The sequence below is a fragment of the Microbacterium sp. CCNWLW41 genome (genome assembly GCF_037083505.1).
Genome location: NZ_JBAOJP010000005.1, coordinates 315860 through 340307, shown reverse-complemented (window position 1 = coordinate 340307; position 24448 = coordinate 315860). Strand labels below are relative to the sequence as shown.

Annotated in this window: 21 protein-coding genes; 11 read left to right on the top strand and 10 right to left on the bottom strand. The window is 70.4% G+C overall.

From position 1 onward, the window contains the following. Positions 1–5: 5 nt before the first annotated feature. The gene (locus V6R91_RS19960) at positions 6–269 is read right to left on the bottom strand and encodes a multidrug ABC transporter ATPase (RefSeq protein ID WP_336396663.1); all 264 of its coding nucleotides are present in this window, start codon (positions 267–269) and stop codon (positions 6–8) included. 161 nt (positions 270–430) lie between these two features. Between V6R91_RS19960 and V6R91_RS19955 the strand changes: the two genes are divergently transcribed. Together V6R91_RS19955 and V6R91_RS19950 are read left to right on the top strand one after the other, a co-directional pair. Beyond that, complete coding sequence (locus V6R91_RS19955; protein WP_336396662.1) at positions 431–814, top strand: cold-shock protein; 384 nt, start codon at positions 431–433, stop codon at positions 812–814. Beyond that, positions 798–1637 (top strand): DUF3027 domain-containing protein, encoded by an 840-nt coding sequence (locus tag V6R91_RS19950; RefSeq protein WP_336396661.1) that lies wholly within the window; start codon positions 798–800, stop codon positions 1635–1637. The genes V6R91_RS19955 and V6R91_RS19950 overlap by 17 nt, the downstream gene beginning before the upstream one ends. A gap of 73 nt (positions 1638–1710) precedes the next feature. Here V6R91_RS19950 and V6R91_RS19945 read toward each other — a convergent pair whose 3' ends face one another. The 6 genes from V6R91_RS19945 to V6R91_RS19920 form a co-directional block, all read right to left on the bottom strand. Then, a complete protein-coding gene (locus V6R91_RS19945; RefSeq protein ID WP_336396660.1) occupies positions 1711–4068 on the bottom strand; it encodes a glycoside hydrolase family 3 N-terminal domain-containing protein in 2358 nt (785 codons plus the stop codon). Continuing rightward, a complete protein-coding gene (locus V6R91_RS19940) occupies positions 4065–5117 on the bottom strand; it encodes an ABC transporter permease (RefSeq protein ID WP_336396659.1) in 1053 nt (350 codons plus the stop codon). The genes V6R91_RS19945 and V6R91_RS19940 overlap by 4 nt, the downstream gene beginning before the upstream one ends. Before the next feature lie 2 nt (positions 5118–5119). Then, positions 5120–6199 carry an ABC transporter permease gene (locus V6R91_RS19935; protein WP_336396658.1) on the bottom strand — a complete coding sequence of 360 codons (1080 nt, stop codon included), beginning with the start codon at positions 6197–6199 and terminating at the stop codon, positions 5120–5122. Then, positions 6196–7005, bottom strand: coding sequence for an ABC transporter ATP-binding protein (locus tag V6R91_RS19930; protein WP_336396657.1), 810 nt, complete (start codon positions 7003–7005; stop codon positions 6196–6198). Before V6R91_RS19930 ends, V6R91_RS19935 begins: the two co-directional genes overlap by 4 nt. Further along, positions 7002–7826 (bottom strand): ABC transporter ATP-binding protein, encoded by an 825-nt coding sequence (locus V6R91_RS19925; RefSeq protein WP_336396656.1) that lies wholly within the window; start codon positions 7824–7826, stop codon positions 7002–7004. Before V6R91_RS19925 ends, V6R91_RS19930 begins: the two co-directional genes overlap by 4 nt. A gap of 109 nt (positions 7827–7935) precedes the next feature. Then, the gene (locus V6R91_RS19920) at positions 7936–9588 is read right to left on the bottom strand and encodes an ABC transporter substrate-binding protein (protein ID WP_336396655.1); all 1653 of its coding nucleotides are present in this window, start codon (positions 9586–9588) and stop codon (positions 7936–7938) included. A 200-nt stretch (positions 9589–9788) separates the two neighbouring features. Here V6R91_RS19920 and V6R91_RS19915 point away from each other — a divergent pair, with 200 nt between their 5' ends. After that, positions 9789–10469 (top strand): TetR/AcrR family transcriptional regulator, encoded by a 681-nt coding sequence (locus V6R91_RS19915; RefSeq protein ID WP_336396654.1) that lies wholly within the window; start codon positions 9789–9791, stop codon positions 10467–10469. Here the strand turns inward: V6R91_RS19915 and serC are convergent. Beyond that, entirely contained in the window at positions 10445–11560 is a 1116-nt protein-coding gene (gene serC, locus V6R91_RS19910; protein ID WP_336396653.1) for a phosphoserine transaminase, read from the bottom strand. The two genes, V6R91_RS19915 and serC, sit on opposite strands and share 25 nt — an antisense overlap. Positions 11561–12053: 493 nt before the next feature. Here serC and V6R91_RS19905 point away from each other — a divergent pair, with 493 nt between their 5' ends. The 4 genes from V6R91_RS19905 to V6R91_RS19890 all read left to right on the top strand — a co-directional run bounded on the left by V6R91_RS19905 (position 12054) and on the right by V6R91_RS19890 (position 16052). Continuing rightward, positions 12054–12887, top strand: coding sequence for an endonuclease domain-containing protein (locus V6R91_RS19905; RefSeq protein ID WP_336396652.1), 834 nt, complete (start codon positions 12054–12056; stop codon positions 12885–12887). A 346-nt stretch (positions 12888–13233) separates the two neighbouring features. Further along, positions 13234–13935 (top strand): metal-dependent transcriptional regulator, encoded by a 702-nt coding sequence (locus V6R91_RS19900; RefSeq protein WP_336396651.1) that lies wholly within the window; start codon positions 13234–13236, stop codon positions 13933–13935. Between the two features lie 488 nt (positions 13936–14423). Beyond that, positions 14424–15170, top strand: coding sequence for a M23 family metallopeptidase (locus tag V6R91_RS19895; RefSeq protein WP_336396650.1), 747 nt, complete (start codon positions 14424–14426; stop codon positions 15168–15170). 384 nt (positions 15171–15554) lie between these two features. Then, a complete protein-coding gene (locus tag V6R91_RS19890) occupies positions 15555–16052 on the top strand; it encodes an HNH endonuclease (protein ID WP_336396649.1) in 498 nt (165 codons plus the stop codon). A gap of 18 nt (positions 16053–16070) precedes the next feature. Here V6R91_RS19890 and V6R91_RS19885 read toward each other — a convergent pair whose 3' ends face one another. Beyond that, complete coding sequence (locus V6R91_RS19885; protein WP_336396648.1) at positions 16071–16589, bottom strand: MarR family winged helix-turn-helix transcriptional regulator; 519 nt, start codon at positions 16587–16589, stop codon at positions 16071–16073. 39 nt (positions 16590–16628) lie between these two features. Between V6R91_RS19885 and V6R91_RS19880 the strand changes: the two genes are divergently transcribed. After that, positions 16629–17549 carry an EamA family transporter gene (locus tag V6R91_RS19880; RefSeq protein ID WP_336396647.1) on the top strand — a complete coding sequence of 307 codons (921 nt, stop codon included), beginning with the start codon at positions 16629–16631 and terminating at the stop codon, positions 17547–17549. Here the strand turns inward: V6R91_RS19880 and ppk2 are convergent. Beyond that, positions 17501–18313 carry a polyphosphate kinase 2 gene (ppk2, locus tag V6R91_RS19875; RefSeq protein ID WP_336396646.1) on the bottom strand — a complete coding sequence of 271 codons (813 nt, stop codon included), beginning with the start codon at positions 18311–18313 and terminating at the stop codon, positions 17501–17503. The two genes, V6R91_RS19880 and ppk2, sit on opposite strands and share 49 nt — an antisense overlap. A gap of 108 nt (positions 18314–18421) precedes the next feature. Between ppk2 and V6R91_RS19870 the strand changes: the two genes are divergently transcribed. Genes V6R91_RS19870 through V6R91_RS19860 form a run of 3 tightly spaced genes read left to right on the top strand, consistent with a single transcriptional unit; the run spans position 18422 to position 24434 of the window. Beyond that, on the top strand, positions 18422–19225 hold the full coding sequence (locus V6R91_RS19870; RefSeq protein WP_336396645.1) for a hypothetical protein: 804 nt from the start codon (positions 18422–18424) through the stop codon (positions 19223–19225). A gap of 1 nt (position 19226) precedes the next feature. Next, positions 19227–20957 carry a DNA polymerase Y family protein gene (locus V6R91_RS19865; protein WP_336396644.1) on the top strand — a complete coding sequence of 577 codons (1731 nt, stop codon included), beginning with the start codon at positions 19227–19229 and terminating at the stop codon, positions 20955–20957. Positions 20958–21008: 51 nt separating this feature from the next. Then, a complete protein-coding gene (locus tag V6R91_RS19860; RefSeq protein ID WP_336396643.1) occupies positions 21009–24434 on the top strand; it encodes an error-prone DNA polymerase in 3426 nt (1141 codons plus the stop codon). Positions 24435–24448: the final 14 nt, after the last annotated feature.

Below are 24448 nucleotides of genomic sequence, written 5' to 3'. Positions count from 1 at the left end.
CCCGGTCAGCCCCCTCTGTTGGCCCGCGACCTCCGGACGAGACTCATGATCAGCACGGCGAGCAGCAGCCCGAACGCCACGATCGGCGCGATGTACACGAGCACGCCCACCAGCGGCCAGATTCCGGCGCTGAAGTCCGCGCCCGCGGCCGACGCGATCATGATCGCGAAGAAGCAGACGATAGAGAGCACGAGCAGCCCGAGCGACATGAAGGCCAGGACGCGGTCGATGCGGCGGACGGGGACGTCGCCGGAGGGATTCGTGCTCATCCGCTCCAGCCTACCCGCTGGCGCTGACCTTGCGGAGGGACGATGCCGAGCCGGTGGGGCCTGCCGCCAGGGCGTGCCATTAGGCTGGTGGGTGGGGTTCAGAACCCCGATTTCGTCATGCCGCCGCGCGTGGGCGCGGCGCCCGATCCAGCGAGGTTTCCATGCCCACCGGCAAGGTCAGGTTCTACGACGAGGAGAAGGGCTTCGGCTTCATCTCCTCCGACGACGGTCAGGACGTCTTCCTGCACGCCACCGCCCTGCCCGCCGGCACTCCCGCTCTGAAGACGGGCACGCGGCTGGAGTTCGGCATCGCCGACGGCAAGCGCGGGCCGCAGGCGCTCTCGGTCCGAGTGCTCGAGGCTCCCGTCAGCCTCGCCAAGCGCTCCCGCAAGCCCGCGGACGACATGGCGATCATCGTCGAAGACCTGGTGAAGCTGCTCGACGGCATCGGCGGCGACCTGCGTCGCGGCCGCTATCCCAGCGGCTCGCACGCCAAGAAGGTGGCCGCAGTCCTGCGCAAGGTGGCCGATGAGCTCGACGCCTGATCCCATCGATCCCGACGCCGACTTCCTCCTGGATCCGGTCGTCGATCCGGTCGAGCCCGCTGCCGAGCCGGCGGAGCCGGCTGCCGAGGCGTCGGCGCCCGCTGACGAGGCGGCGGAGCCCGCTGACGAGGCGGCGGCGCCCGCTGACGAGGCGGCGGAGCCCGCGTCGCCCGACCCGCGGCTGCTCGAGGCCCATGACCTGGCGCTCGCGGCCCTGCGCGAGATCACGCCGGCATCGACGATCGGCGAGCCCGCGGACTACCGGATGGAGGCCGACGGCGTCGTCTCGCTGCGGTTCACCAACCGGCTCGCCGGGTATCCGGGCTGGTTCTGGACCGTCAGCCTCGCGCGCGTCGAGGACGCCGAGCCGACCGTTCTCGAGGTCGAGCTGCTGCCCGGCGAGGGAGCGCTCATCGCGCCGGACTGGGTGCCTTGGGCCGTGCGCCTGGCCGATTACCACGCCGCGCAGGCCGCCGCCCAGGCGGAGTCGGCCGCCGATGACGACGACGAGACGGCCGAGGGCGAGGAGCTCGACGACGTCGACGACCTCGATGCAGCCGACTTCGACGACGACGGTTCGCCCATCCTCCACGCCGGCGATGTCGACGGCGTCGACATCGACGAGCTGGCCGACCTCCACGACGACGACTCCGACGAGGAGGACGACGAGGACGACGACTCCGACGACGACGAGGACGACTCCGACGACGACGACGACGAGGACGAGGACGACTTCGACGACGAGGACGGCGCTGACGAGGACGACGACGAAGACGGCGGTGACGAGGACGACGACGAGGACTTCGACTCCGAACGTGCCTGACCTCCTCCAGACATGACGAAGGGGTGGACTCCCGCCGCCCGCAGCGCGGTGGGATCCACCCCTTCGCGTTCTCTCAGCGGCGGTCGACCGCGTGCTCGGCGGGCGCCGCCGGGCGCGCCACCGCATCGGCGACGTGGAAGCGTGCGCTCAGCAGCACGTCATCGCGCGACGACGGCCCGACGAGCAGTTCGAAGTCGCCGGCTTCGACAAGGCGCCGGCCCGCGGCATCCACGATCGTGCACTCCGCGACGCGCAGCGACAGCTCGACCGTCGCGGTCTCGCCGGGCTGCACGTCGACGTGACGGTAGGCCTTGAGCTCCTTGTCGGCCCAGCTGACCGAGGTCACACTGTCACGCACGTAGACCTGGACGATCTCGTGCGCCGGCCGGTGGCCCGTGTTGCGCAGCTCGACGAAGGCGCGCACGGTGTCGCCCCGACCGACGTGGGATTCGACGATGCGCAGGCCCGAGTACTCGACCGTCGTGTACGACAGGCCCTCGCCGAAGGCGAACGCGGGGCTCTGCGTCAGGTCGGCGTAGCGCTCGCCGTGCTGGCCGCGGATCTGGTTGTAATAGATCGGCAGTTGGCCGGCATGGCGGGCGAACGAGAGCGGCAGGCGGCCGCCCGGCTCGATCAGGCCCAGCAGCAGCTCGGCGACGGCCTGGCCCCCGCGCATGCCGGGGTTCGCCGCCCACACCACGGCTGCGGCATCCGTCACCGCCGGTGGGAGCACATGCGGCTTCGAGGCGAGCAGCACCACGATGAGGGGCGTCCCGGTCGCCGCGAGCGCGTCGAGCAGGGCGATCTGTCCGCCGACGAGCTCGAGCGTCGCGGTCGACCGGCCTTCGCCGACGAGCTCGATGCGGTCGCCCACCACGGCGACGACGTAGTCGGCCGCCCCTGCGGCGGCGACCGACTCGGCGATGCGGTCCGCGTCCGGTGCGCTCGGCACGACCACCTGGGGCCGCGGCTGTCCGTCGGGGAAGAACGCGCCCGCCGGGTCCTCCTCGAGGGTGAGGATGCCGGCGCCCTGCGCGTGCGTGATCTCCCAGTCCTCGGGAGCGTGCGCGCGCAGTCCGTCGAGCACCGTCGTGATCATCTCGCGCGGGTGCCCGTCGCGGATCCAGTCGACCTGACCGGACGAGCCGGCCCAGTCTCCCAGCTGCGTCTGCGCGTCGTCGGCGAGCGGGCCGACCACCGCGATACGACGGCGACCGGATGCTGCGGCCACCGCTCGTCCGGATGCATCGGCGGTGAGCCCGCCGGCGAGCGGCAGCGTGCCGTCGTTGCGCAGCAGCACCAGCGAGCGACGCGCGACCTCGAGGTTGAGCGCCGTGTGCTCGGCGGACCCGACGGCCATCGCGATGCGATCGCGGTCAGGAAGGCGCGGATCCTCGAAGAGGCCGAACTCGAACTTCAGCAGAAGGATGCGGGTGACAGCCCGGTCGAGCGCCTCCTCGGTCATGAGTCCTTGCGCCAGGGCGTCCTGGGCGCCCTGGAAGAACCCGGGCGTCGTCATGATCATGTCGTTGCCCGCGAGCACGGCGGCCGCGGCGGCGTGGGCGTAGTCGGGCTGCACCTTCTGCTCCCACACCATGCGTCCGACGTTGTCCCAGTCCGTGATGAGGGTGCCGGTGTAGCCCCACTCGCCGCGCAGCACGTCGTTCAGCAGCCAGTCGTTGACCGTGATCGGCACCCCGTCGGTGGTCTGGTAGCCGAGCATGAAGGTGCGGCATCCCTCCTTCGCCACCCGCTCGAACGGCGGCAGGAACCATGACCGGAGCTTGCGGCGCGAGATGTCGGCCTCGCTCGCGTCACGGCCGCCCTGCGTTTCGGAGTACCCGGCGAAGTGCTTCGCCGTTGCGAGGATCGCGGTCGGATCATCGAGGCCGCCGCCCTGGTAGCCGCGCACCATCGCCGAGGCGAGCTCGCCGATGAGGAACGGATCCTCGCCGAACGTCTCGTCGACGCGGCCCCAGCGCAGGTCGCGGGCGATGCACAGCACCGGCGAGAACGTCCAGTGGATGCCCGTCGCCGAGACCTCGACGGCGGTCGCGCGCGCGACGCGCTCGGCGAGGCCGGCATCCCATGACGCGGCCATGCCGAGCTGGGTGGGATAGATCGTCGCGCCCTCCCAGAACGAGTGCCCGTGGATGCAGTCCTCGGCGACGAGCAGCGGGATCTGCAGGCGCGTCTGCAGGGTCAGCTCGCGGGCGTGCAGCACCTTCTCGGGGGAGGCGTGCAGGATCGACCCGGCGTGCATGCGCACCACCTGTTCCTCCAGGTCGTCACGCGCGTCGAGCTGCAGCATCTGCCCGATCTTCTCCTCGACCGTCATGCGACCGAGGAGGTCGGCGATGCGGTCGGCGACCGGAAGGGAGACGTCGAGGTAGGCCGGGCGCCCTCCGTGGTGATGTGAGGTGGCGGTCACGAGGTCTCCTGCGTGTTCGTGTTCGTTCGCACGACCGTGACGGCGTCGTTGACGTTCATGCCCTTCTTCTTCATGGCACGGGCGCGTTCACCGGCGGACCGCAGGCGCGGGTTGACGTACTCGTCGATGCCGAAGTTGATCAGCGAGAGGGCAACGCCGATGGCGGCGATGCACAGACCCGGAGGCAGGAACCACCACCACTGGCCCTGGCGGAAGGCCCCCTGCGCGCTCGCCCAGTTGAGGATCGTGCCCCAGTTGTAGGTCGTCACCGGGATGATCCCGATGTACGACAGGGTCGTGAGGCCGATGATCGCGGCCGTCACGGTGCCCACGAAGCTGGCGGCGATCAGTGCCATGAGGTTCGGGAGCATCTCGACGGCGATGATCCGCCGGAGGGGTTCGCCGTTGGCGCGGGCGGCCTGCACGAAGTCCCGGCCGCGCAGCGACATCGTCTGCGCGCGCAGCACGCGCGCGCCCCACGCCCAGCCGATGAGGCCGAGCACTCCCGCGACAAGGATGAGGGGCGGATCCTCGAACATCGACGCCACGATGATGATCAACGGGATGCCGGGAATCACCAGGAAGACGTTCGTGAGAGCCGACAGGCCCTCGCTGCGCCACCCGCGCAGGTAGCCGGAGAGCACACCGACGACGATCGCGATGACCGTGGCAATGATCGCTGCAAGGAAACCGACCACGATGACGCCGCGGGTGCCGTGGATGACCTGGCTCAGCACGTCCTCGCCGATGTGCGTCGTGCCCAGCCAGTGCTCCGCCGAAGGCGGCTGGAAGCGCGCAGTGTTGTCGACCTTCGTGGGGGAGTACGGGGCCAGCACGTCTGCGAAGATCGCGACGAGCACGAAGAACCCGAGGATCGACAGGCCCGTGATCGACTTCCGGTTGCGGAACATCGCGAATGCGGCACCCAGCCTGGACCAGAAGGTCGGCTTCCCGGGCGCCTTGCCGGCGGGGGCGGGCCTGCGGACGGTGGCGGTCGCCGGCGTGCGCGCCGGACGCTGCGCCGTCGTGTCGTTGACGATGGTGTTCATGCTCAGGCCTCCGTCTGGCGCGTGCGCGGGTCGAGGAACGCGTAGGCGACGTCGGCGAGGAGGTTCGCCAGGAGCACCGAGATCGTGATCACGAGGAACACCCCCTGCATCAGGGCGTAGTCCTTCGCGTTTGTGGCGTCCAGCAGGAGCTTGCCGATGCCGGGGTAGCTGAACACCACTTCCATCACGATCGTGCCGCCGACGATGAAGCCGAGCGCCAGCGCGAAGCTCTGGATCTGAGGGAGCACGGCGTTGCGGGCGGCGTAGCGCCAGAGCACCCGGTCGTTGGGCATGCCCTTGGCCTGCGCGACGGTGACGTAGTCCTCGTCGAGCACCGTGAGCATCATGTTCCGCATGCCCAGCATCCAGCCGCCGAGCGAGGCGATGACGATCGTCCCCGCGGGGAGGAAGCCGTGATGGATCACGTCGCCGATGAACTCCCACGACCACTCGGGCGCCACGCCGACGCCGTAGGCCTTGCCGATCGGGAACCACCCGAGCGCGACCGAGAAGACCGAGATCGCGAGCAGCCCCAGCCAGAAGTACGGGATGGTGCTGAAGAAGGTGGTGATGGGGATGAGGACATCGAGTCTGCTGCCCCGGCGCCAGCCGACGATCGCGCCGCCGATGGTGCCGATCGCGAATGCGAGGAGCGTCGCGAAGCCGACGAGGCCGACCGTCCAGATCAGTGACTGGCCGACCACCTCGGTCACCGGCCGCATGCCGTGCAGCAGCGAGATGCCGAGATCGCCGCGCAGGAGGAGGCCCCAGTAATCGACGTACTGCTGCCAGAGCGAGGTGTCGGCATCCATCCCGAGCAGGGTGCGCAGAGCCTCAGCCGCCTCCGGCGTGACGTTGCGGTTGCGCGCGAGATACGCGCTCACCGCGTCGCCCTTCATCAGGCGCGGCAGGAAGAAGTTGATGGTGATGGCCGCCCAGAGCGTGAACAGGTAGAACAGGGCGCGGTTGCCGAGGAAGCGCCAGGGGACGCGGGCGCGGCCCTTGACGACGCTTGTCGCGGTCGTGCCCGCCTCGATCGCGTCGAAGTCCGGGGACGGCAGCTGAGGGGCGAGGGCGCTCATCTCTCACCTCCGAGAATGCCGGCTGCGTGCGCGAAGTAGGTGTCGGGATCGGGGGATGCCGCGCGCAGCTCCTGGGTGTACGGGTTCTGAGGACGCAGGATCACGTCGTCCGCGGGGCCGCGCTCGACGACGCGCCCTTGGTTGAGCACGAGGACCTCGTCGCTGAAGTGCCGGGCGGTGGCCAGGTCGTGCGTGATGTAGAGCACCCCCAGCCCATGCTCGCGCTGCAGATCGGCGAGCAGGTTCAGCACCCCCAGGCGGATCGAGACGTCGAGCATCGAGACCGGTTCGTCGGCCACGAGCAGCTTCGGGCGGGAGGCGAGCGCGCGGGCGATCGCGACGCGCTGGCGCTGCCCTCCCGAGAGCTCGTGCGGCCGGCGGTCGATGACGGCGTCGGCGTCGAGGCGGACGCGTCCGAGGAGGCGGCGCACCTCGTCGTCCAGTCGGTCCTTCGGCACGACGCGGTCGAGCTGCAGCGGCCGCTGGATGGCGTAGCGGATGGTGTGATACGGGTTCAGTGACGCGAACGGATCCTGGAAGACCATGCGCAGCTGCTGCCGGTAGGCGCGCAGTCCCTTGCCGCGACGGGGGATGGGCGCACCGTCGAAGCGGACCTCGCCGCTCGTGGGCGTCTCGAGCTGGGTGAGGATCTTCGCGATCGTCGACTTGCCGCTGCCGGACTGGCCGACGAGCCCGATCGTCTGGCCGGAGCGGAGCGTGAAGCTCACGTCGTCGAGCGCCTTGATCTGCCCGGCGCCGCGCACGGAGTACACCTTGGTGACGGCGTCGAATTCGAGGACGGTCATCGGTGGACCACCCCTCTCTCTCCGGTGAGTCGGGGGAACGAGGCGAGCAGCGTCCGGGTGTACTCGTCCTGCGGATCGGTCCAGACTCGCTCCGCGGCGTCGAGCTCGACGATCTCTCCCTCGCGCATGATCGCGATGCGGTCGCTGATCTCGAGCAGCAGCGGCAGGTCGTGGGTGATGAAGATGACCGAGAAGCCGAACTCGTGGCGCAGGTGGGAGATCTGGCGCAGGATCTCGCGCTGCACGAGCACGTCCAGTGCCGTCGTCGGCTCGTCCATCACCATCAGCTGCGGGCGCAGCGCAAGCGCCATGGCGATCATGACGCGCTGGCGCATGCCGCCCGACAGTTCGTGCGGGTACGAGCGGTAGCGCTGCGCGCCGACCTTGACGATGTCGAGAAGCTCGATGGCCGCGTCGCGCCGCTGCGAGCGGGTGAAGCTCGGACGGTGGACCTCGAAGACGTCCTCGAGCTGGGAGCCGATGGTGGCCACCGGGTTCAGCGAGTTCATCGCGCCCTGGAAGACCATCGAGATCTTGTCCCAGCGGAAGCGGCGCATCTCCTCGGCCTCGAGTCCATTGATGTCGACGTCCTCGCCGTTCGCGTCGTGGAAGGTGACGGACCCGCCGGTGATGACCGCCGGGGGCTTGAGGAGGCGCTGGATGCCGTAGGCGAGGGTGGTCTTGCCGCACCCGCTTTCGCCGGCGAGTCCGAGGATCTCGCCGCGCTGGAGCTCGAGGGAGACGTTCTTGACCGCTTTCACGGGGGGATCGACGTCGTAGACGATCGAGAAGTCGTGGACGGAGAGCAGCGGGTCTCTCATCGGTGCTGGTTCGCTTTCGTGGAGGCCGACGTGCGGGCGGGGCGGATGCCGAGGCAGCGGTTCCGACGGGCGGGACGGATGCCGCAGCATCCGTCCCGCCCGCGGAGTGTCAGTCGGCGGGCTGCAGCTCGGTGAGGATCTGCACGATCGCGGGCTGCGTCGGGTCTGCCGAGGCGTACTGGTCCTCCTCCGAGGGCCAGCCGACGTAGTTGCGCGTGTTGAACTCGCCCAGGAGCGGGTGCGCTCCCAGCGGGATGGCCGGCACGTTCTCGACGAACGCCGTCTGCATCACCGCGAGCGCGGCGTCACGGTCCGCGTCCGACGAGGCGTTCGCGTAGGTGTTCAGCGCGTCGGTGACCGCCGGGTCGTCGAAGCGGCCGAAGTTGAACGCCGCCTTGCCGTCGACGATCCACTTCGGGTCCATCGTCGAGGTGTACAGGCCGTACGCGTTGCCGGTGTCTTCGAGCCAGTGGATGATCGCCTGGAAGGTGCCCTCCTGGCGCGCGGCGTCCCAGCCGCCCCAGTCCGGCTGGTCGACCTTGACCTCGATGCCGAGGCCCTCCTTGAGCTCCTCGGCGATCAGCGCCTGCTCGGTGTTCCAGTCGCTCCAGCCGGCCGGGACCGAGATCGCGAACGACACCGCCTCGCCGTCCGGGTCGATGAGCGTCTCGTCCTGCCAGGTGTAGCCGGCGTCGGTCAGGATCTGACGGGCCTTGTCGACGTCGACCGAGTACTCCTGGCCGGCGTATTCGGGGATGACCTCGTCCTGGAGCAGGGCACCGAGACCGGTGACGCTCCAGACCGCCTCGCTCGCGCCTTCGCGGGCGATGTCGACGTAAGCCTGACGATCGATCGTCCACGCGAGTGCCTGGCGGAGCGCGGGGTCGTTGAAGGGCTTGGTCTGCAGGTTCATGAACAGCGTGCCCGCGCCCGCCGTGGGCGAGACGAGGAACTTGTTGTCGGGATCGGCCGACAGGTAGCTCTCCTGGATCTGCGGGATGAACGCCTGCGCCCAGTCCGCCTCGCCGGTCGCGAGCGCGGTCGTCAGGGCCGCGTTGTCACCGTAGGAGACGTAGTGCAGCTCGGGCACTGCCAGCTCCCCGCCCCAGTAGTCGGGGTTCGCCGTGAGGGTGACCGACTCGGTGGTCCACGAGTCGAGCACGTACGGACCGGTGCCGACGGCCTGCCCCTCGCCGGTGACCGGGTCGGTGTTCGGGTCGTCGATGTCCTGCCAGATGTGTTCGGGCACGATCTGGAAGTGCAGCACGCGCGCCTGCTGGGTGTACTTCGAGCTGTTGAAGTCGATGGTGACGGTGTCGCCGTCGACGGCGACGTTCTCGAGGTCGAGCGCGTTGGTGTCGTTGAGCTTGCCGTCGAGCACCTGGTTGAACGAGAACGCGATGTCGTCGGCCGTGAAGTCCTCGCCGTCGCTCCAGGTCACGCCGCTGCGCGCGACGACGGTGAGCTGCGTGTAGTCGTCGTTCCATTCCACGGATTCGGCGAGCCAGGGCGTGGTTCCGAGGTCGCCGGTCGGGTTCACGAGGGCGAGGGACTCGAAGATGACCTTGCCGTAGCCGTACTTCGAGGCGGATGAGTCGCCCAGGTAAGGGTTGTTCGACTCGGTGGTGATCGCGCCGTCGGGCTTGGCGATGGTGAGCGCCGCTCCGCCGGAGTCCGCGTCGTCGCCGCCGCCACCGGCGCAGCCGGTGAGCACCAGCGCCGCGGCGACACCGGCGGCGGCGAGCGTTGTTCTGAGCCTCATTGCTTCTCCTTGATGTGTGAGCACGACGTCGTGTCTCCTGCAGTGACGGCGCCGTCGGGGTGATTGCCGGTTTAACTTACAATCAAGTAAGTAACTTTTGCAACCACGGTGCACCAGAACGCGCGGGCAGGGCGTGCGTAGACTCGCAGTCGCCGGCAAGAACCGATCCGACGCACCGGCGAAGAAGGGGGTGCCGACCCATGGCCGCACCGCGCCGGCAGCCGCGTTCGCGACCCGAGACCCTCGCCCGCAGGCGCGACATCCTCGACGCCGCGGTCGAGATCTTCGGCAGCAAGGGTTTCAGCGGAGGCACGCTCCAGGAGATCGCCGACCAGGTCGGCATGACCCACGCGGGGATCCTCCATCACTTCGGCTCGAAGCACGAGCTGCTGCTCGAAGTGCTGCAGCACCGCGACGAGACCGACGTCGCCGACCTCGAGGAACAGCACATCCCCGACGGAATGCCCCTGTTCCGCCATCTTGTGCGCACGGCGTTCGTCAACGCCCACCGCGCGGGCATCGTGCAGGCCTACGTCGTGCTCTCGGCCGAGTCGGTGACCGACGACCACCCGGGTCGCGACTTCTTCGAGAAGCGCTATCGCACGCTGCGCGCGGAGGTCGCGCACGCCTTCGCGGTCGTCTGCGCCGAGCGGGGCGTCTCCGCTCCCGACACCGTCGACGTGGCCTCGGCGGCCATCCTCGCCGTGATGGACGGGCTCCAGGTGCAGTGGCTGCTCGACCCCGACGCCGTCGACCTGGCGCGCGCGTCGGAGTTCGCGATCGAGGCGATCGTCTCCGCGGTGCTGTCGCCGGCCCCGTCACCTCTGGTGGACATGGCCGACGAGGAAGAAGCGGATCAGCCCAGTCGCTCGACCGTGTAGTCGATGCAGCGGATGAGCTGACGCACGTCGTCGGGCTCGATCGACACGAACGTCGCCACGCGCAGCTGATTGCGGCCGAGCTTGCGGTACGGCTCGGTGTCGACGATGCCGTTGGCGCGGAGGCTCTTGGCCACGGCCGCGGCATCCACCGACTCGTCGAAGTCGATCGTCACGACGACCGGTGAACGGTCCGCAGGGTCGGCGACGAAGGGCGTCGCGTAGGCGGATGCCTCGGCCCAGTCGTAGAGCGCCTGCGACGACTCGCGCGTGCGGGTGTCGGCCCACTGCAGGCCACCCGACGAGAGGATCCAGTCGAGCTGCTTGTCAAGGAGGAACAGCGTCGCGAGCGCCGGGGTGTTGAGGGTCTGGTTGAGGCGCGAGTTGTCGAGGGCGTTCTTGAGGCTCAGGAACTCGGGGATGTAGCGACCCGACGCTGCGATGCGCTCGATGCGCTCGATCGCCGCCGGCGAGACCAGCGCGAACCACAGGCCGCCGTCGGAGCCGAGGTTCTTCTGGGGTGCGAAGTAGTAGACGTCGGCCTCGTGCACCGAGAAGTCGATGCCGCCCGCCGCGCTGGTCGCATCGATGACGGTGAGGGCGCCCTCGTCGCCGTGCACGCGCGTGACCGCGGTCGAGACGCCGGTGGAGGTCTCGTTGTGCGGCCAGGCGTAGACGTCGACGCCCTCGACGGCTTCGGCAACCGTGCTGGTGCCGGGGTCGGCCTTGCGGACGTCGGGAGCCTCGAGCCACGGCGTCTTCGCCGCGGCGGCGAACTTGCCGCCGAACTCGCCGAACACGAGGTTCTGGCTGCGCTTCTCGATGACGCCGAAGGCCGCGGCATCCCAGAACGCGGTCGAGCCGCCGTTGCCGAGGATCACCTCGTACCCGTTCGGCAGGCGGAACAGCTGGTTCAGCTCGGCGCGCACCTGGCCCACCAGGTTCTTCACGGGCGCCTGGCGGTGCGACGTGCCCAGCAGTGCCGAGCCGGGTCCTGCCAGCGCCTCGAGGTGCGCGGGCGCGATCTTCGACGGGCCGCACCCGAAGCGTCCGTCGGCGGGCAGGATCTCGCGGGGAAGCAGCACGTGGGACATGCGTCGATTCTAGAGAGGCGCCGGCCGCCGGCCTCGCCCCCGTGACAGCCTGTGACGCGCGCGGGCCTGCGCGGGGGTGCCCGACAGTGGGTGCGGCCGCGGGTCGCGGCATCCGTCGCCAACAGGTCAACCGGGCTTCTACAGGAGGTTGGAACCTTCCAGCGCCCTGTAGAGGCGCGGTTGACCTGTCGAGTGCCTCCTCCACAGGAGGGCGGACCGATGCCGGGGCCAGCTCGTTGTCGCCAGGCTGGCCGCGGGGTCGCGCACCGCGCTGCGGCGCGGCATCGCGCACCGCGCTGCGGCGCGGCATCCGTCGCCAACAGGTCAACCGGGCTTCCACAGGAGGTTCGAACCTTCCAGCGTCCTGTAGAGGCGCGGTTGACCTGTCGGGCGCCTCCTCCACAGGAGAGCGAGCGGATGCCGCGCGCACGAGTTGTTCACCACGGCCCAGGAGACGTGACCCACGGGTCGCGCGGCCCGCGATTGTTCCAAGATGACCGGACTGATCGACGCGGTGACCCGTCTGGGCGGCGTCGCACGCGTGCGGGCGCTTCTCGACGAAGGATTCAGTCGCCTGACGGTTGCCGGCGCGGTCGCGGAAGGCATCCTCACCGTTCCTCGCCGCGGTTGGGTCGCGGGGGCCGATGCCGACCCCTACCTCGTTGCCGCGGCGAGGGCCGGCGTCGTGCTGACCTGCGTCACCCGGGCGAAGAGGCTGGGACTGTGGGTGCTCACCGACGAGGCGCCGCACGTCGGCGCGCCCCCGTCCGCCTCCCGACTGAGTCTGCAGAATCCGATGACGAAGGTGCATTGGTCGGTTCCGGTCCAGCCGCGTGAGCCCGGTGCCTTGGAGGACGGCATCCTGAACGCGCTCGTGATCGTCGCGGGATGCCAGCCGTACGAGGCGGCGTTGGCAGTGTGGGACTCAGCGCTCAATCGTGGACTGGTCACCACGATGGAGCTCGCACGCCTGCCGCTGCGACCGGCCGCCCGGCGGGTGCTCGACGCCGCGACCCCGTTCTCGGATTCCGGACTCGAGACGATCTTCGCGATCCGACTGAAGTGGCTGCGGCTTCCGATCCGGGCGCAGATCTGGATACTCGAGCATCGTGTCGACTTCCTGATCGGAGAGCGGCTCGTGGTCCAGATCGACGGTGGGCACCACGTGGGACTCCAGCGCGCCCAAGACGTCGCGCACGACGCGGCACTCACCCTGCTGGGGTACCACGTGATTCGGGTGACCTATACCCAGATCATCGACCGCTGGCACGAGGTGCAGGAACTCATCATGCGAGCAATCGCGCAGGGCCTCGACCGACCGCGCTGATTCTCTGCGTCGCCGGTCGCAGTTGGTCGGTCCTCGGCTGCTCGTCGCCCTCCGCCGATTCTGCGCAACAGGTCAGCCGGCCTTCGACAGGAGGTTGCATCCTTCCAACCTCCTGTGGAAGCGCGGTTGACCTGTTGAAAGCCCCGTGGCCAGGCAGAGCGCCGAAGGCGCCCGCCGGCCGCCGCCGAAGGCGCCCGCTGGCCTCCGGCCGCCGCCGAAGGCGCCCGCTGGCCGCCGGCCGCCGCCGAAGGCGCCCGCCGGCCGCCGGCTCCGCTCCGGCCCCGCCTTGGTGACGACGCCAGAAGATAGGCTGTCCTTACACTCCAGACATCGAGGATGCCGCGACATGACCGACCTGATCGACACCACTGAGATGTACCTGCGTACGATCCTCGAGCTCGAAGAGGAGAACATCGTGCCGCTGCGCGCGCGCATCTCGGAGCGTCTCGGACACTCGGGTCCCACGGTGTCGCAGACGATCGGGCGCATGGAGCGCGACGGGCTCGTCGTCGTCTCGGACGACCGCACCCTCGAGCTCACCGACGCCGGCCGGCAGAAGGCCGTCGACGTCATGCGCAAGCATCGGCTGGCCGAGCGCCTGCTCTCCGACGTGATCGGCCTCGACTGGGCCTACGTGCACGAAGAGGCATGCCGCTGGGAGCATGTCATGAGCGAGCAGGTCGAGCGTCGCCTCGTCGAGCTGCTCGGACACCCCACCGAGTCGCCCTACGGCAACCCGATCCCGGGGCTGGACCAGCTCGGCGACATGCCGACGAGCGGGTTCGAACAGGGCGTCGTGGGGCTCGTCCGCAGGCTGAACGACGCCGGCGAGCCGATCACGGGAACGGTCCGCCGCCTCGCCGAGCCGGCCCAGGTCGACCCCGAGCTGCTGCAGCAGCTCAAGGGCGCGGGCGTCGTGCCCGGCGCCGTCGGCGACTACCGCTACAGCGAGGGCTACGTGCTCGTGCAGATGCAGGGCAGCGACGAGGGCCTCGAGCTTCCCGTCGAGGTCGCCTCCCACATCTTCCTCGTCGACGAGAGTCGTTGACCGGATAGCGTTCGCCCGCCAGAGCCCCCGGCGGTGGGGCCCTGTATGGCCGTGTGAAGCCGCGCCCGGCCGGGGATCGAGGCATCCGTCGACGAGCCGTCCAGAGAATTGCCAGTCGCACAGCGTGACAGAATCGTGACCTTCGGGTAGCCTCGAACAGTCCACAGGCGAGAAGCCCGCCGACCGGACCCCACGTGGATTGCCTCTCCGGCTCGTCGTCCACATGTGGTGAAGCCCGCACATCGTGCCCCGACATCGAGTGCTGACGAGCCAGGCGCCCCAGGGCGCGGAGGCGCCGGAGGACAAGCTTGGCTGAACATATCGAGTCGCCCGCGAACGGACCCGAGAACGACGCGGCGCGCCTGAGCCGCCGCGCGCGCGATCGCCGGACCCCCGCTCAGCGACCCCGATCCACCGTGCCCGCGACCTCGAGCTCGACGCCCCGTGGCGTCGCACGCGCCGTGCCGCCGAAGAAGGGGCCGAGCCGCGTGGCGAAGCCGTTGCGGAGCCTCGTGGTCCTCAGCATGGTCGGCGGACTGGTCGCCACGGTCGCTCTGCCGGCCTTCGCCGCGGGTGCCGCGAAGACCGATGAGGCGCCCGTGACGGTCCAGCAGATGGCCGTCGACGACGCCCAGACGTTCGTCGCCGCGTCCGACGCCAACGCGTCGGAGCTGACCCGCGAGAGCTACGCGGCCACGACCGCGGAGGAGATCGAGAAGAAGAAGGCCGAAGAGGCCGCCGCCGAGCGCGCGCGAGCCGCCGCTGCTGCTGCCGCTGCTGCCGCCGCCGCCGCGTCGCGGAGCTCAGCCCCGGTCAACATCGCCATGACGTCGCCGGGCAACGGCGAGGTGCGCTGGCCGATCCTCAACTTCACCAAGGGCCGCGGCCTGTGGGACTCCGGGTACCACCAGGGTGTCGACCTCCTCGCCTCGTGCGGCACGCCCCTCTACGCGGCGGCGGCCGGTGTCGTCAAGGTCTCGCAGGAGAGCTACGGCGGCTACGGCGTCGGCGTCACCATCGACCACGTCATCGGCGGTCAGCGCGTCAACACGCTGTACGGCCACATGACCTACGGCAGCCGGCAGGTCTCGGTCGGTCAGACCGTCTCGGCCGGACAGCTCATCGGGTTCGTCGGCAGCACGGGTAGCTCCACCGCCTGCCACCTGCACTTCGAGGTCCACATCAACGGCTCCGTCGTCGATCCCTGGGCGTGGCTGCAGTCCAACGCCGGCTGAGCCCGAACCTCGAGCCCGTCGCGGACGTCGAACCGGCTCCTGCATCACAGCGGAACGGATGCCTTCACCCGGCCGGGTGGAGGCATCCGTTCTTCGACACGCCATGGGTCGTTCACACCGCTGCGGCCCCGGTGTCTGCCCAGTGCGTTAGCCTGAGTCCCGACGCTGAGAGAGCGGAGGGAGCCGATGGGCTGCACACCACGCATCCGCACCATGGATGCGCTCGGACGCCTCGTCCTTCGGCATTGCACGAGCGGATGCCGCGGCATTGCCGTGGTTCCAAGGCGCTGTCTATAAGACAGCGCCTTTTTTCATGCCCCTGCGCCCTTGATCGTCGCATGTCGAATACCGAGAAGCCGTCCCGGCCATTCGAGAGGATGATCAATGCGCACTCTGGTGCTGAACGCGGGCTATGAGCCGCTCGCTGTCGTGTCGTTCAAACGGGCGCTGGTGCTCGTGATGAACGAGAAGGCCACCGTGGTGGAACACACCGAGACCGATCCGGTGTGGGGGACCAGACGTGCGTACGAACGCCCGGCGGTCATCATCCTGACCCGCTACGTGCGCGTGCCGGGCGGTCGGCACGTGCCGGTCACGCGTCGCGGGGTGCTCCGTCGCGACAACCACCGCTGCGCGTACTGCGGCAAGGCCGCGTCGACCATCGACCACGTGCTGCCGCGTTCGCGCAGCGGCGCGGACTCGTGGGAGAACCTCGTCGCGTGCTGCCTGCGCTGCAACAACGTCAAGGGCGACCGCACGCCGCAGGAGATGGACTGGCAGCTCCGCTTCACTCCGCGCCCGCCTCGCGGCGCGCAGTGGACCGTTCGGGGCACCGAGCGCACGGACCCGCGGTGGGAGCCGTATCTGGCGCTCGCGGCCTGATTTCCCCGCGAAGGCGGTTCAGGGCCCGTCGAGGATGCGCAGCCAGCGCGTGAGGATGCGCTCGAGCGTCGCGGCATCCGCTCTCCCCAGCTCGTCGACGATGCGATGCTCGTTCTCGAGGTGGGCGGCGATCGCCTGATCGATGAGCCGGCGGCCCTCCGGCGTGAGCCGCACGAGGCGCTTTCGTGCGTCGGATGCCTCGGTCCGGCGCTCGACCAGACCCCGCGCCTCCAGCCGGTCGACGCGCTTGGTGAGCCCGCCCGTGGTGACGAGCGTGTGGTCGGCGAGCTCGCCCGCCGGCCGCTCGTACGGCGTGCCGGCACGGCGGAGCGTGGCGAGCACGTCGAACTCGCCCTCGCTGAGCCCGAACCGGCCGTAGACGTCGACCAGTCGCTCGGTCAGCTCGAGGGCCACCAGGTGCAGCCGGCCGATGACGCCCTGAGGGGAGGGATCGAGGTCGGGCCGCTCGCGTCGCCACTCGCGCTGGATCTGTGCGACGCGGTCGAGCGCGTCGTCGGGGGGACGGTCTTCGGCCATGGGTCCACTTTATCTTCCCAGTAAGATAAAGTATCTTCCATGGAAGATAAACGGTGGGTATGGATCGCCCTCACGGCGATCGCTCCGATCGCATGGGGGAGCGGGTACGTGGTCACGCATGCCCTGCTCCCGGCCGAGGCGCCGCTGTGGGGAGGGGTGCTGCGGGCGCTTCCGGCCGGCATCATCGTGCTGCTGATCGCCCGCCGGCTTCCTCGCGGATCCTGGTGGTGGCGCTCGCTCCTGCTGGGAACCCTCAATGTCGGAGGCTTCTTCGTGCTCGTCTACATCGCCGGCCAGCGTCTGACGTCGGGTCTCGCCGCGACGCTGATGTCGGCATCCGCGGCGTGCATGCTGCTGTTCGCGTGGGTGCTGCTGCGACGCAGGCCGCGGCTCGCGGCCGTGGCGGGGGCCGGGGTCGGGCTCGTCGGCGTGGGCGTGATGCTGGGCTTCGATGCGGCGGGGGCGGATCCGTGGGGCGTCGTCGCCTCCGTGGGGGCGATGGTGGCGTCCTCGCTCGGGTTCGTGCTGACCTCGCGCTGGGGCGCGGATGTGCCTGCGCTGCCGATGGCGGCATGGCAGCTGGTCGGAGGCGCCATCGTGCTGATGCCGGTCGCGGTGCTGGTCGAGGGCGCTCCGCCGGTGCTGACCGTGTCGTCCGCCCCGGGGTTCGCCTACCTGGCGCTCGTCGCCACCGCGCTCGCGTACGCGGCGTGGTTCGCGGGACTGCGGCGCCTGTCACCGGGGGTCGTCGGCGTGATCGGGCTGCTCAATCCGGTCACCGGCGTGGTGCTCGGCGTCATCGTCGCCGGGGAGGCGTTCGGTGTGCCTCAGGCGGTCGGCATCGCGCTCGTCCTCGCCGGGATCGTGGTGGGCGCAGCGCGTCCGGCTCGTCGCGCCGAGGGCGGCGTCCGTCAGCTGTCGCGCGTGCCGAGAAGCCTGGACGCGACGTCGGGCACGTAGTTCTCGAGGTTCCTCGGCGGGCGTTCGTAGCCGCGCGACGGCGGACGCGGCGGGATCACGACCTCTTCGCGGTCGACGACGTCGTAGGGGATCCGCGAGAGCAGGTGGGAGATCATGTTGATGCGGCTGCGACGCTTGTCGACCGAGGGCACCTCGTGCCAGGGGGCCTCGGGGATGTCGGTGTGCACGAACATGCTGTCCTTCGCGCGGGAGTAGTCCTCCCACTTCGTGATCGACAGCACGTCGTTGGAGCTCAGCTTCCAGCGGCGCATCGGGTCGTCGGCCCGCGACCGGAAGCGCGCCTCCTGCTCGTCCGGTGAGACGCTGAACCAGTACTTCAGCAGCAGGATGCCGTCTTCGACGAGCATCCGCTCGAAGATCGGCGCCTGGTGGAGGAACCGGTGGTATTCGGCGTTGGTGCAGTAGCCCATGACGTACTCGACGCCCGCCCGGTTGTACCAGGATCGGTCCATCAGCACGATCTCGCCCGCGGCGGGAAGGTGCGGGACGTATCGCTGGAAGTACCACTGGGTGCGCTCGCGCTCGGTCGGGGTGGGCAGGGCCACGATGCGCGTGACGCGGGGGTTCAGGTACTCCGACACGCGCTTGATCGTCGACCCCTTGCCCGCCGCATCGCGCCCTTCGAAGATCACCACGATGCGGGCGCCGGTCGCCTGGACCCAGGCCTGCATGTCGACGAGCTGGGCCTGAAGTCGGCGCAGCTCCCGCTCGTAGGCCGGCTTGGGGATCCGTCGCTCGCTCATGGCCAGAGGCTACACGGCGGCGCGGGGTCGAACAAAAGTGTCGGAAGCAGGAGGTACTCTCGTTCCCTACCGGTTGAGAAGTTAGAACATCTGTTCTAGCCTGTGGAAATGGGGGCGATCGTGCAGCTCACCGCACAGCATGTGCACGAGCCCGTCGAGCACGCGCCGACGGCGCCAGATCCCGCCGGTCTCGCATCGCCCGGCGGATCGACGGGCACCGTGGCACGCCTGCGCGCCCAGCTCGAGCGAGTGCAGGGCCGGCGCCTCGACGCCCCTGTGCTGCCGGTGCATCCCGCGCTCGCCTCGCTGCTGCCCGGCGGGGGACTGCGGCCCGGATCCGCCTACTGCCTGCCGCGCTCGACGTCGGTGCTGCTGGCGCTGCTCGCCCAGCCGTCGCAGTCCGGGTCGTGGTGCGGCGTGATCGGCATGCCGCGTCTCGGCGCCGAGGCGGCGGAGGGGCTGGGGGTGGATCTGTCGCGGCTCGTCCTCATCCCCGATCCCGGTGCGCGATGGCTCGCCGTCACCGCGACCGTCGCCGAAGTGCTGCCGGTGGTCGCGGTGCGGCCGTCCGGGCGTGCCGCCGACGGCGAGGTGGCGCGCCTCGCGGCCCGACTGCGCGATCGCGGCGCCGTGCTGCTCGTGCAGGGGCCGTGGCCGCAGGCCGAAGCCGTGATCGAGGTGGGTGAGCCGGCATGGGAGGGCGTGGGCCGGGGGCACGGGTACCTCTCCGGCCGGGAGGTCACGCTGACCTCGTCGAGCCGACGATGGCCGCGGTCGCGCCGGACGCGTGTCCTGCTTCCGGATGCCGCCGGGCACGTCTCCGTCGCGCCCGAGCGCATGCGTCCGGTCGAGAGACTGCACGCGGTCGCAGCACCGGAGTCCTATCCGCTCGAGGCGAGGGCGGTGGGGTGACATGACGCCCGGAACACCGGTCCGGAGCCTCGTGCTGTGGTTCCCCGATTGGCCTGTGACCGCGCTCGAACGGGAGGCGGGCGCAGGCGCAGGGCGCCCGGGCTCCTCGGGCGGTGCCCCCGAAGCGGTGATGGCTGCGGCGGGCGAACGCCCGGGTGACGACCGTCCGCACCGGGGCGAGGGGAGGCGGCATCCGATCGCCGTGGTGGAGCGCAATCTCATCGTCGCGTGCTCAGTCGATGCGCGCGGGGAGGGGGTGCGCCGGGGGATGCGGCGGCGCGATGCGCAGGCGCGCTGTCCCGGACTGGTCCTGGTGAACGCGGATGCCGCGCGCGATCACCGCGCCTTCGCGTCGATCGTGTCGCTGATCGAGGAGAGCGCGCCGGGTGTGCAGCTGGTGAGGCCGGGACTGTGCGCGCTGCGCATCCGTGGCCCGGCGCGCTACTACGGCGGTGAGATCGAGGCGGCCCGCGTGCTGATCGGCGTGCTGCGCGAAGCCGGGCTCGACGACGTGCGGGCCGGCGTCGCCGACGGGCCGTTCACGGCGGAGCAGGCGGCCAGGGGCGGCACGAGCGCCGACGACCCGGTCTTCGTCGTGCCCGCCGGCGGTGCGGCCGGTTTCCTCGCACCGCTGCCGATCTCGGTGCTCGACGCGTCGGCGATGCTCGGGGGCCGGGCGGAGGAGGTCACGGCGGCGACCGATCTGGTGGGTCTGCTCGCGCGGCTGGGCGTGCAGACCCTCGGCGGGTTCGCCGCGATGGAGGCCGACAGGGTGCGCGAGCGGTTCGGTGAGCGGGGCGTCCGGTTCCATGCGCTCGCCGCCGGGCGCGACTCCCGGCCCGTGCAGCCCCGCACGCCGCCGCCCGAGCTGGAACGCGAGATCGCGTTCGAGCCGCCCCTCGAGATCGCCGATCAGGTCGCGTTCGCGATGCGCGTCACCGCCGACGACTTCGTCGCGGGGCTCGGCGCGGTCGACCTCGTGTGCACCGAGCTGCGCGTCGAGCTCGTCGGGGATCGCGGGGAGCGCAGCGAACGGGTGTGGCTTCATCCCGGCTCGTTCGACGCGGCGGCGGTCGTCGACCGTGTGCGCTGGCAGCTCGCGGAGGACGTCGGCGCCGGTGATCCGGCAGGCGGGCTCCGCAGCGGGGTCACGCTCGTGCGGATCTCACCGGAGGCAGTCGACGCGGCATCCCACCATGCCCCCGCGCTGTTCGGCGGCGGCCCCGAAGAGAGGGTGCACCACGCGCTGTCGCGGGTGCAGGCGATGCTCGGGCACCGCGGCGTCGTGACCCCAGCGATCGGCGGCGGGAGGTGGCTCGCGGAACGACAGGTGCTCGTCCCGTGGGGCGACCGCGACGAGCGCGATCGGCTGGCGAAGGGCGGAGGCGGACTCGCGGCGCAGCGCGCGCGGCCGTGGCCGGGGAGCCTTCCCGAGCCGCTGCCGTCGACGGTGTTCGCCGATCCGGTGCCGGTCGACGTGCGGGCGCTGGGCGGCGAGCTCGTCGACGTCGACGACCGGGGCAATGTCGCCGCCGTGCCCGCGTTCTTCATCGAGAGCGGGCGCCGGCGTCCGATCGAGGCGTGGGCGGGTCCGTGGCCGGTGGTGGAGCGGGGATGGGATGCCGCGCGCTCGCGCCGTGCGTACCGGTTCCAGGTCGTCGACGCCGACGGAGGCGCATGGCTGCTGGTGTGCGATGGCGACGCCTGGACCGCGGAGGCGACCTATGACTGACCCCCGGTACCTGTGCTCCCACGGGCTCAGCAGCCGATCGAGGAGCGGCTGATGGGCTTCAACAACCCCGGTGTGTCGTGGTCGGAGATCGAGCGCGTGCTCAGCGACCGGCGTCGGCCGGACGCGCGGCCGGCCGGCGCGGACGGCGGCGACAGCCCCGCCTGGTCGCACAAGCGCGGGCCCTATGTGCCGCCCAGGATCGAGCGACCGGCCGAGGTCATCCCCTACGCCGAGCTGCACGCCCATTCCTCGTTCTCGTTCCTCGACGGGGCGTCCTCACCCGAAGAGCTCGCCGAAGAGGCGGAGCGGCTCGGGCTCCACGCGCTCGCGATCACCGACCACGACGGCTTCTACGGCATCGTCCACTTCGCCGAGGCCGCCGAAGCGCTCGACCTGAAGACGGTCTTCGGTGCCGAGCTGTCACTCGAGCTGCCCAAGCCCCAGAACGGCGAAGCCGACCCGGTGGGCGGCCACCTGCTGGTGCTCGCCCGCGGCGAGGAGGGCTACCACCGGCTCGCCGGCGCCATCACGCACGCGCAGCTGCAGGGCGCCGAGAAGGGGCGCCCGGTGTACGACCTCGACGAGCTGGCGGCGCAGGCGGCGGGGGAGTGGGCCGTCCTCACCGGATGCCGCAAGGGCGCCGTCCGCCAGTCCCTGGTGTCGTCTCCCGGAAGGGCGGGGGCCGACGCGGCCGCCCACGAGCTCGACCGGCTGATCGCCCTGTTCGGGCGCGACGCCGTCCACGTCGAGCTCATCGACCACGGCAATCCGCTCGACACCCGCCACAACGACGTGCTGGCAGGTCTCGCCCGGGAGCGCGGACTCCCGCTCCTCGCCACGAACAACGTGCACTACGCGGTGCCGCAGCGGCAGCTGCTGGCGGCCGCCGTCGCGGCGGTGCGCGCCAATCGCGGGCTCGATGAACTCGACGGCTGGCTGCCCGCCCATGCCGGCGCGCACCTGCGGTCCGGCGCCGAGATGGCGGAGCGGTTCGTCCGGTTCCCGGACGCCGTCGCCCGCACCGTCACGCTCGCCGACGAGCTCGCCTTCCCGCTGCGGCGCGCGAAGCCCGCGCTGCCGAAGCAGGAGGTGCCCGAGGGGCACACGCCGATGTCGTGGCTGCGCTCGCTCGTATGGGACGCGGTGCCGCGGAAGTATCCCAATCTCCGTCCGGAGGACCGGGAGCGCATCGAACGCGAGCTCGGCGTGATCGAGATGAAGGATTTCCCCGGTTACTTCCTCATCGTCCACGGCATCGTCCAGGAGGCGCGGCGGCGAGGCATCCTGTGCCAGGGGCGAGGATCTGCCGCCAACAGCGCCGTCTGCTACCTGCTCGACATCACCGCGATCGACGCCATCTACTACCGGCTGCCGTTCGAGCGCTTCCTGTCGTCGCTGCGCGACGAGGAGCCCGACATCGACGTCGACTTCGACTCCGATCGCCGCGAGGAGATCATCCAGTGGGTCTACCAGGAGTACGGCCGGGATCGTGCGGCGCAGGTCGCGAACGTCATCCAGTACCGGCCGAAGAACGCCGTCCGCGACATGGCCAAGGCGCTCGGCCACTCGCCGGGACAGCAGGACGCGTGGTCGAAGCAGGTCGAGGGGTGGGGCGCCCACCTCGACACGGCAGCCGGGCACGACATCCCCGATCAGGTGATCGAGTTCGCCGGCGAGCTGCTCAAGGCGCCGCGGCACCTCGGCATCCACTCCGGCGGCATGGTGCTCACCGACCGGCCCGTCGGCGAGGTGGTGCCGATCGAGCACGCGCGCATGGAGAACCGCACGGTGATCCAGTGGGACAAGGACGACGCGGCGTGGATGGGGCTGGTGAAGTTCGACCTGCTCGGCCTGGGGATGCTCGCGGCCATCCAGTACTGCTTCGACATGATCCGCGCCTCCACGGGGGAGGACTGGGAGCTCTCGACGATCCCCAAAGAGGAGAAGGCGGTCTACGACATGCTGTGCCGCGCGGACGCGGTCGGGGTGTTCCAGGTCGAGTCGCGGGCGCAGATGGGGCTGCTTCCGCGGCTGCAGCCTCGCGAGTTCTACGACCTGGCCATCGAGATCGCCCTCATCCGCCCCGGACCCATCCAGGGCGGCGCCGTGCACCCGTTCGTGCGCCGCAAGCTCGGCCAGGAGCCGGTCACCTATCCGCACGAGAAGCTCAAGCCGGTCCTGGAGCGCACCAAGGGCATCCCCGTCTTCCAGGAACAGCTCATGCAGATGGGCATGGTCATCGGCGGACTCAGCGGCGAGGACGCCGATCTGCTGCGCCGGGCCATGGGGTCCAAGCGCGGCATCGAGCGCATCGAGTCGCTGCGCGACAAGCTCTACTCCGGCATGGCCGAGAACGGGCTGGTGGGGGATGCCGCCGACGCCATCTACGCCAAGATCCAGGCGTTCGCGAACTTCGGGTTCGCCGAGTCGCACTCGCTGTCGTTCGCGCTGCTCGTGTACGCCAGCTCGTGGATCAAGCTGCACTACCCGGGGGCGTTCCTCGCGGGGCTGCTGCGCGCACAGCCGATGGGCTTCTACTCGCCGGCGACGCTCGTCGCCGACGCGCGCCGCCACGGTGTGGACGTGCGGCGGCCTGACCTGCACCTGTCAGACGTCGAGGCGGTGCTCGAGGCGGTGGGCGGCGCGCCGGTCGCCGAGCCCGTCGCGGGGCCCACCGGCCTGGATTCGTGCCTCCGACGCCATCAGCCGCCCGTCGGGACCTTCGACATCGATGCGCACGACGAGTCGGCGGCGCATCGCCGTGACACGGGGTTCGCGGTGCGGCTCGGCCTCGCAGGAGTGAAGGGCATCGGCGCCAAGGTCGCCCAGCGCATCGTCGACGCCCGTGCCTCCGGAGGGCTGTTCCGGGACCTGCGTGATCTCGTGCGTCGCACCAGCATCACGGCCGCGCAGGTCGAGGCCCTCGCCACCGCGGGGGCGCTGGAGTGCCTGGGACTCAGCAGGCGCGAGGCGATCTGGCTCGCCGGATCGGCGGCGCAGGACCGCCCCGAGTACCTGCCGAACTCGCTGATCGCGGTGCAGCCGCCGCTGTTCGCGGACCCCACCAGCTACGAGCGTCTCGCAGCAGATCTGTGGGCCACCGGGATCTCGACCGACGACCACCCGATGACGCACTACCGCTCCGGACTGGATGCCCGCGGCGTCCTCACCTCGCGCGAACTGCGCGGCCACGAGACCGGTAGGCGGGTGGAGGTCGCAGGACTCGTGACCCATCGGCAGCGGCCGGCGACGGCATCCGGTGTCACGTTCATCAATCTCGAGGACGAGCACGGCCTCGTGAACATCGTGTGCTCGGTCGGGGTGTGGAACAGGTACCGGCGGATCGTCCGCGACTCTCCGGCGCTCATCGCGCGGGGCATTCTCGAGCGCTCCCCGGAGGGGGTCACCAACCTCGTCGCCGACGGCTTCGAAGACCTCCGCGTGGGTGTGCAGCACAAGGCGCGGGACTTCCGCTGATGCCGCACGGAGGA

Excerpts from the sequence above, each read along its gene's own strand:
- V6R91_RS19955 (WP_336396662.1), top strand. The coding sequence starts at position 431 with ATGCCCACCGGCAAGGTCAGGTTCTACGACGAGGAGAAGGGCTTCGGC.
- V6R91_RS19885 (WP_336396648.1), bottom strand. The coding sequence starts at position 16,589 with ATGGCCGAAGACCGTCCCCCCGACGACGCGCTCGACCGCGTCGCACAG.
- V6R91_RS19870 (WP_336396645.1), top strand. The coding sequence starts at position 18,422 with ATGGGGGCGATCGTGCAGCTCACCGCACAGCATGTGCACGAGCCCGTC.
- serC (WP_336396653.1), bottom strand. The coding sequence starts at position 11,560 with ATGTCCCACGTGCTGCTTCCCCGCGAGATCCTGCCCGCCGACGGACGC.
- V6R91_RS19865 (WP_336396644.1), top strand. The coding sequence starts at position 19,227 with ATGACGCCCGGAACACCGGTCCGGAGCCTCGTGCTGTGGTTCCCCGAT.
- V6R91_RS19915 (WP_336396654.1), top strand. The coding sequence starts at position 9,789 with ATGGCCGCACCGCGCCGGCAGCCGCGTTCGCGACCCGAGACCCTCGCC.
- V6R91_RS19905 (WP_336396652.1), top strand. The coding sequence starts at position 12,054 with ATGACCGGACTGATCGACGCGGTGACCCGTCTGGGCGGCGTCGCACGC.
- V6R91_RS19890 (WP_336396649.1), top strand. The coding sequence starts at position 15,555 with ATGCGCACTCTGGTGCTGAACGCGGGCTATGAGCCGCTCGCTGTCGTG.
- V6R91_RS19860 (WP_336396643.1), top strand. The coding sequence starts at position 21,009 with ATGGGCTTCAACAACCCCGGTGTGTCGTGGTCGGAGATCGAGCGCGTG.
- V6R91_RS19960 (WP_336396663.1), bottom strand. The coding sequence starts at position 269 with ATGAGCACGAATCCCTCCGGCGACGTCCCCGTCCGCCGCATCGACCGC.
- V6R91_RS19930 (WP_336396657.1), bottom strand. The coding sequence starts at position 7,005 with ATGACCGTCCTCGAATTCGACGCCGTCACCAAGGTGTACTCCGTGCGC.
- V6R91_RS19920 (WP_336396655.1), bottom strand. The coding sequence starts at position 9,588 with ATGAGGCTCAGAACAACGCTCGCCGCCGCCGGTGTCGCCGCGGCGCTG.
- V6R91_RS19900 (WP_336396651.1), top strand. The coding sequence starts at position 13,234 with ATGACCGACCTGATCGACACCACTGAGATGTACCTGCGTACGATCCTC.
- V6R91_RS19935 (WP_336396658.1), bottom strand. The coding sequence starts at position 6,199 with ATGAGCGCCCTCGCCCCTCAGCTGCCGTCCCCGGACTTCGACGCGATC.
- ppk2 (WP_336396646.1), bottom strand. The coding sequence starts at position 18,313 with ATGAGCGAGCGACGGATCCCCAAGCCGGCCTACGAGCGGGAGCTGCGC.
- V6R91_RS19950 (WP_336396661.1), top strand. The coding sequence starts at position 798 with ATGAGCTCGACGCCTGATCCCATCGATCCCGACGCCGACTTCCTCCTG.
- V6R91_RS19940 (WP_336396659.1), bottom strand. The coding sequence starts at position 5,117 with ATGAACACCATCGTCAACGACACGACGGCGCAGCGTCCGGCGCGCACG.
- V6R91_RS19880 (WP_336396647.1), top strand. The coding sequence starts at position 16,629 with ATGGAAGATAAACGGTGGGTATGGATCGCCCTCACGGCGATCGCTCCG.
- V6R91_RS19925 (WP_336396656.1), bottom strand. The coding sequence starts at position 7,826 with ATGAGAGACCCGCTGCTCTCCGTCCACGACTTCTCGATCGTCTACGAC.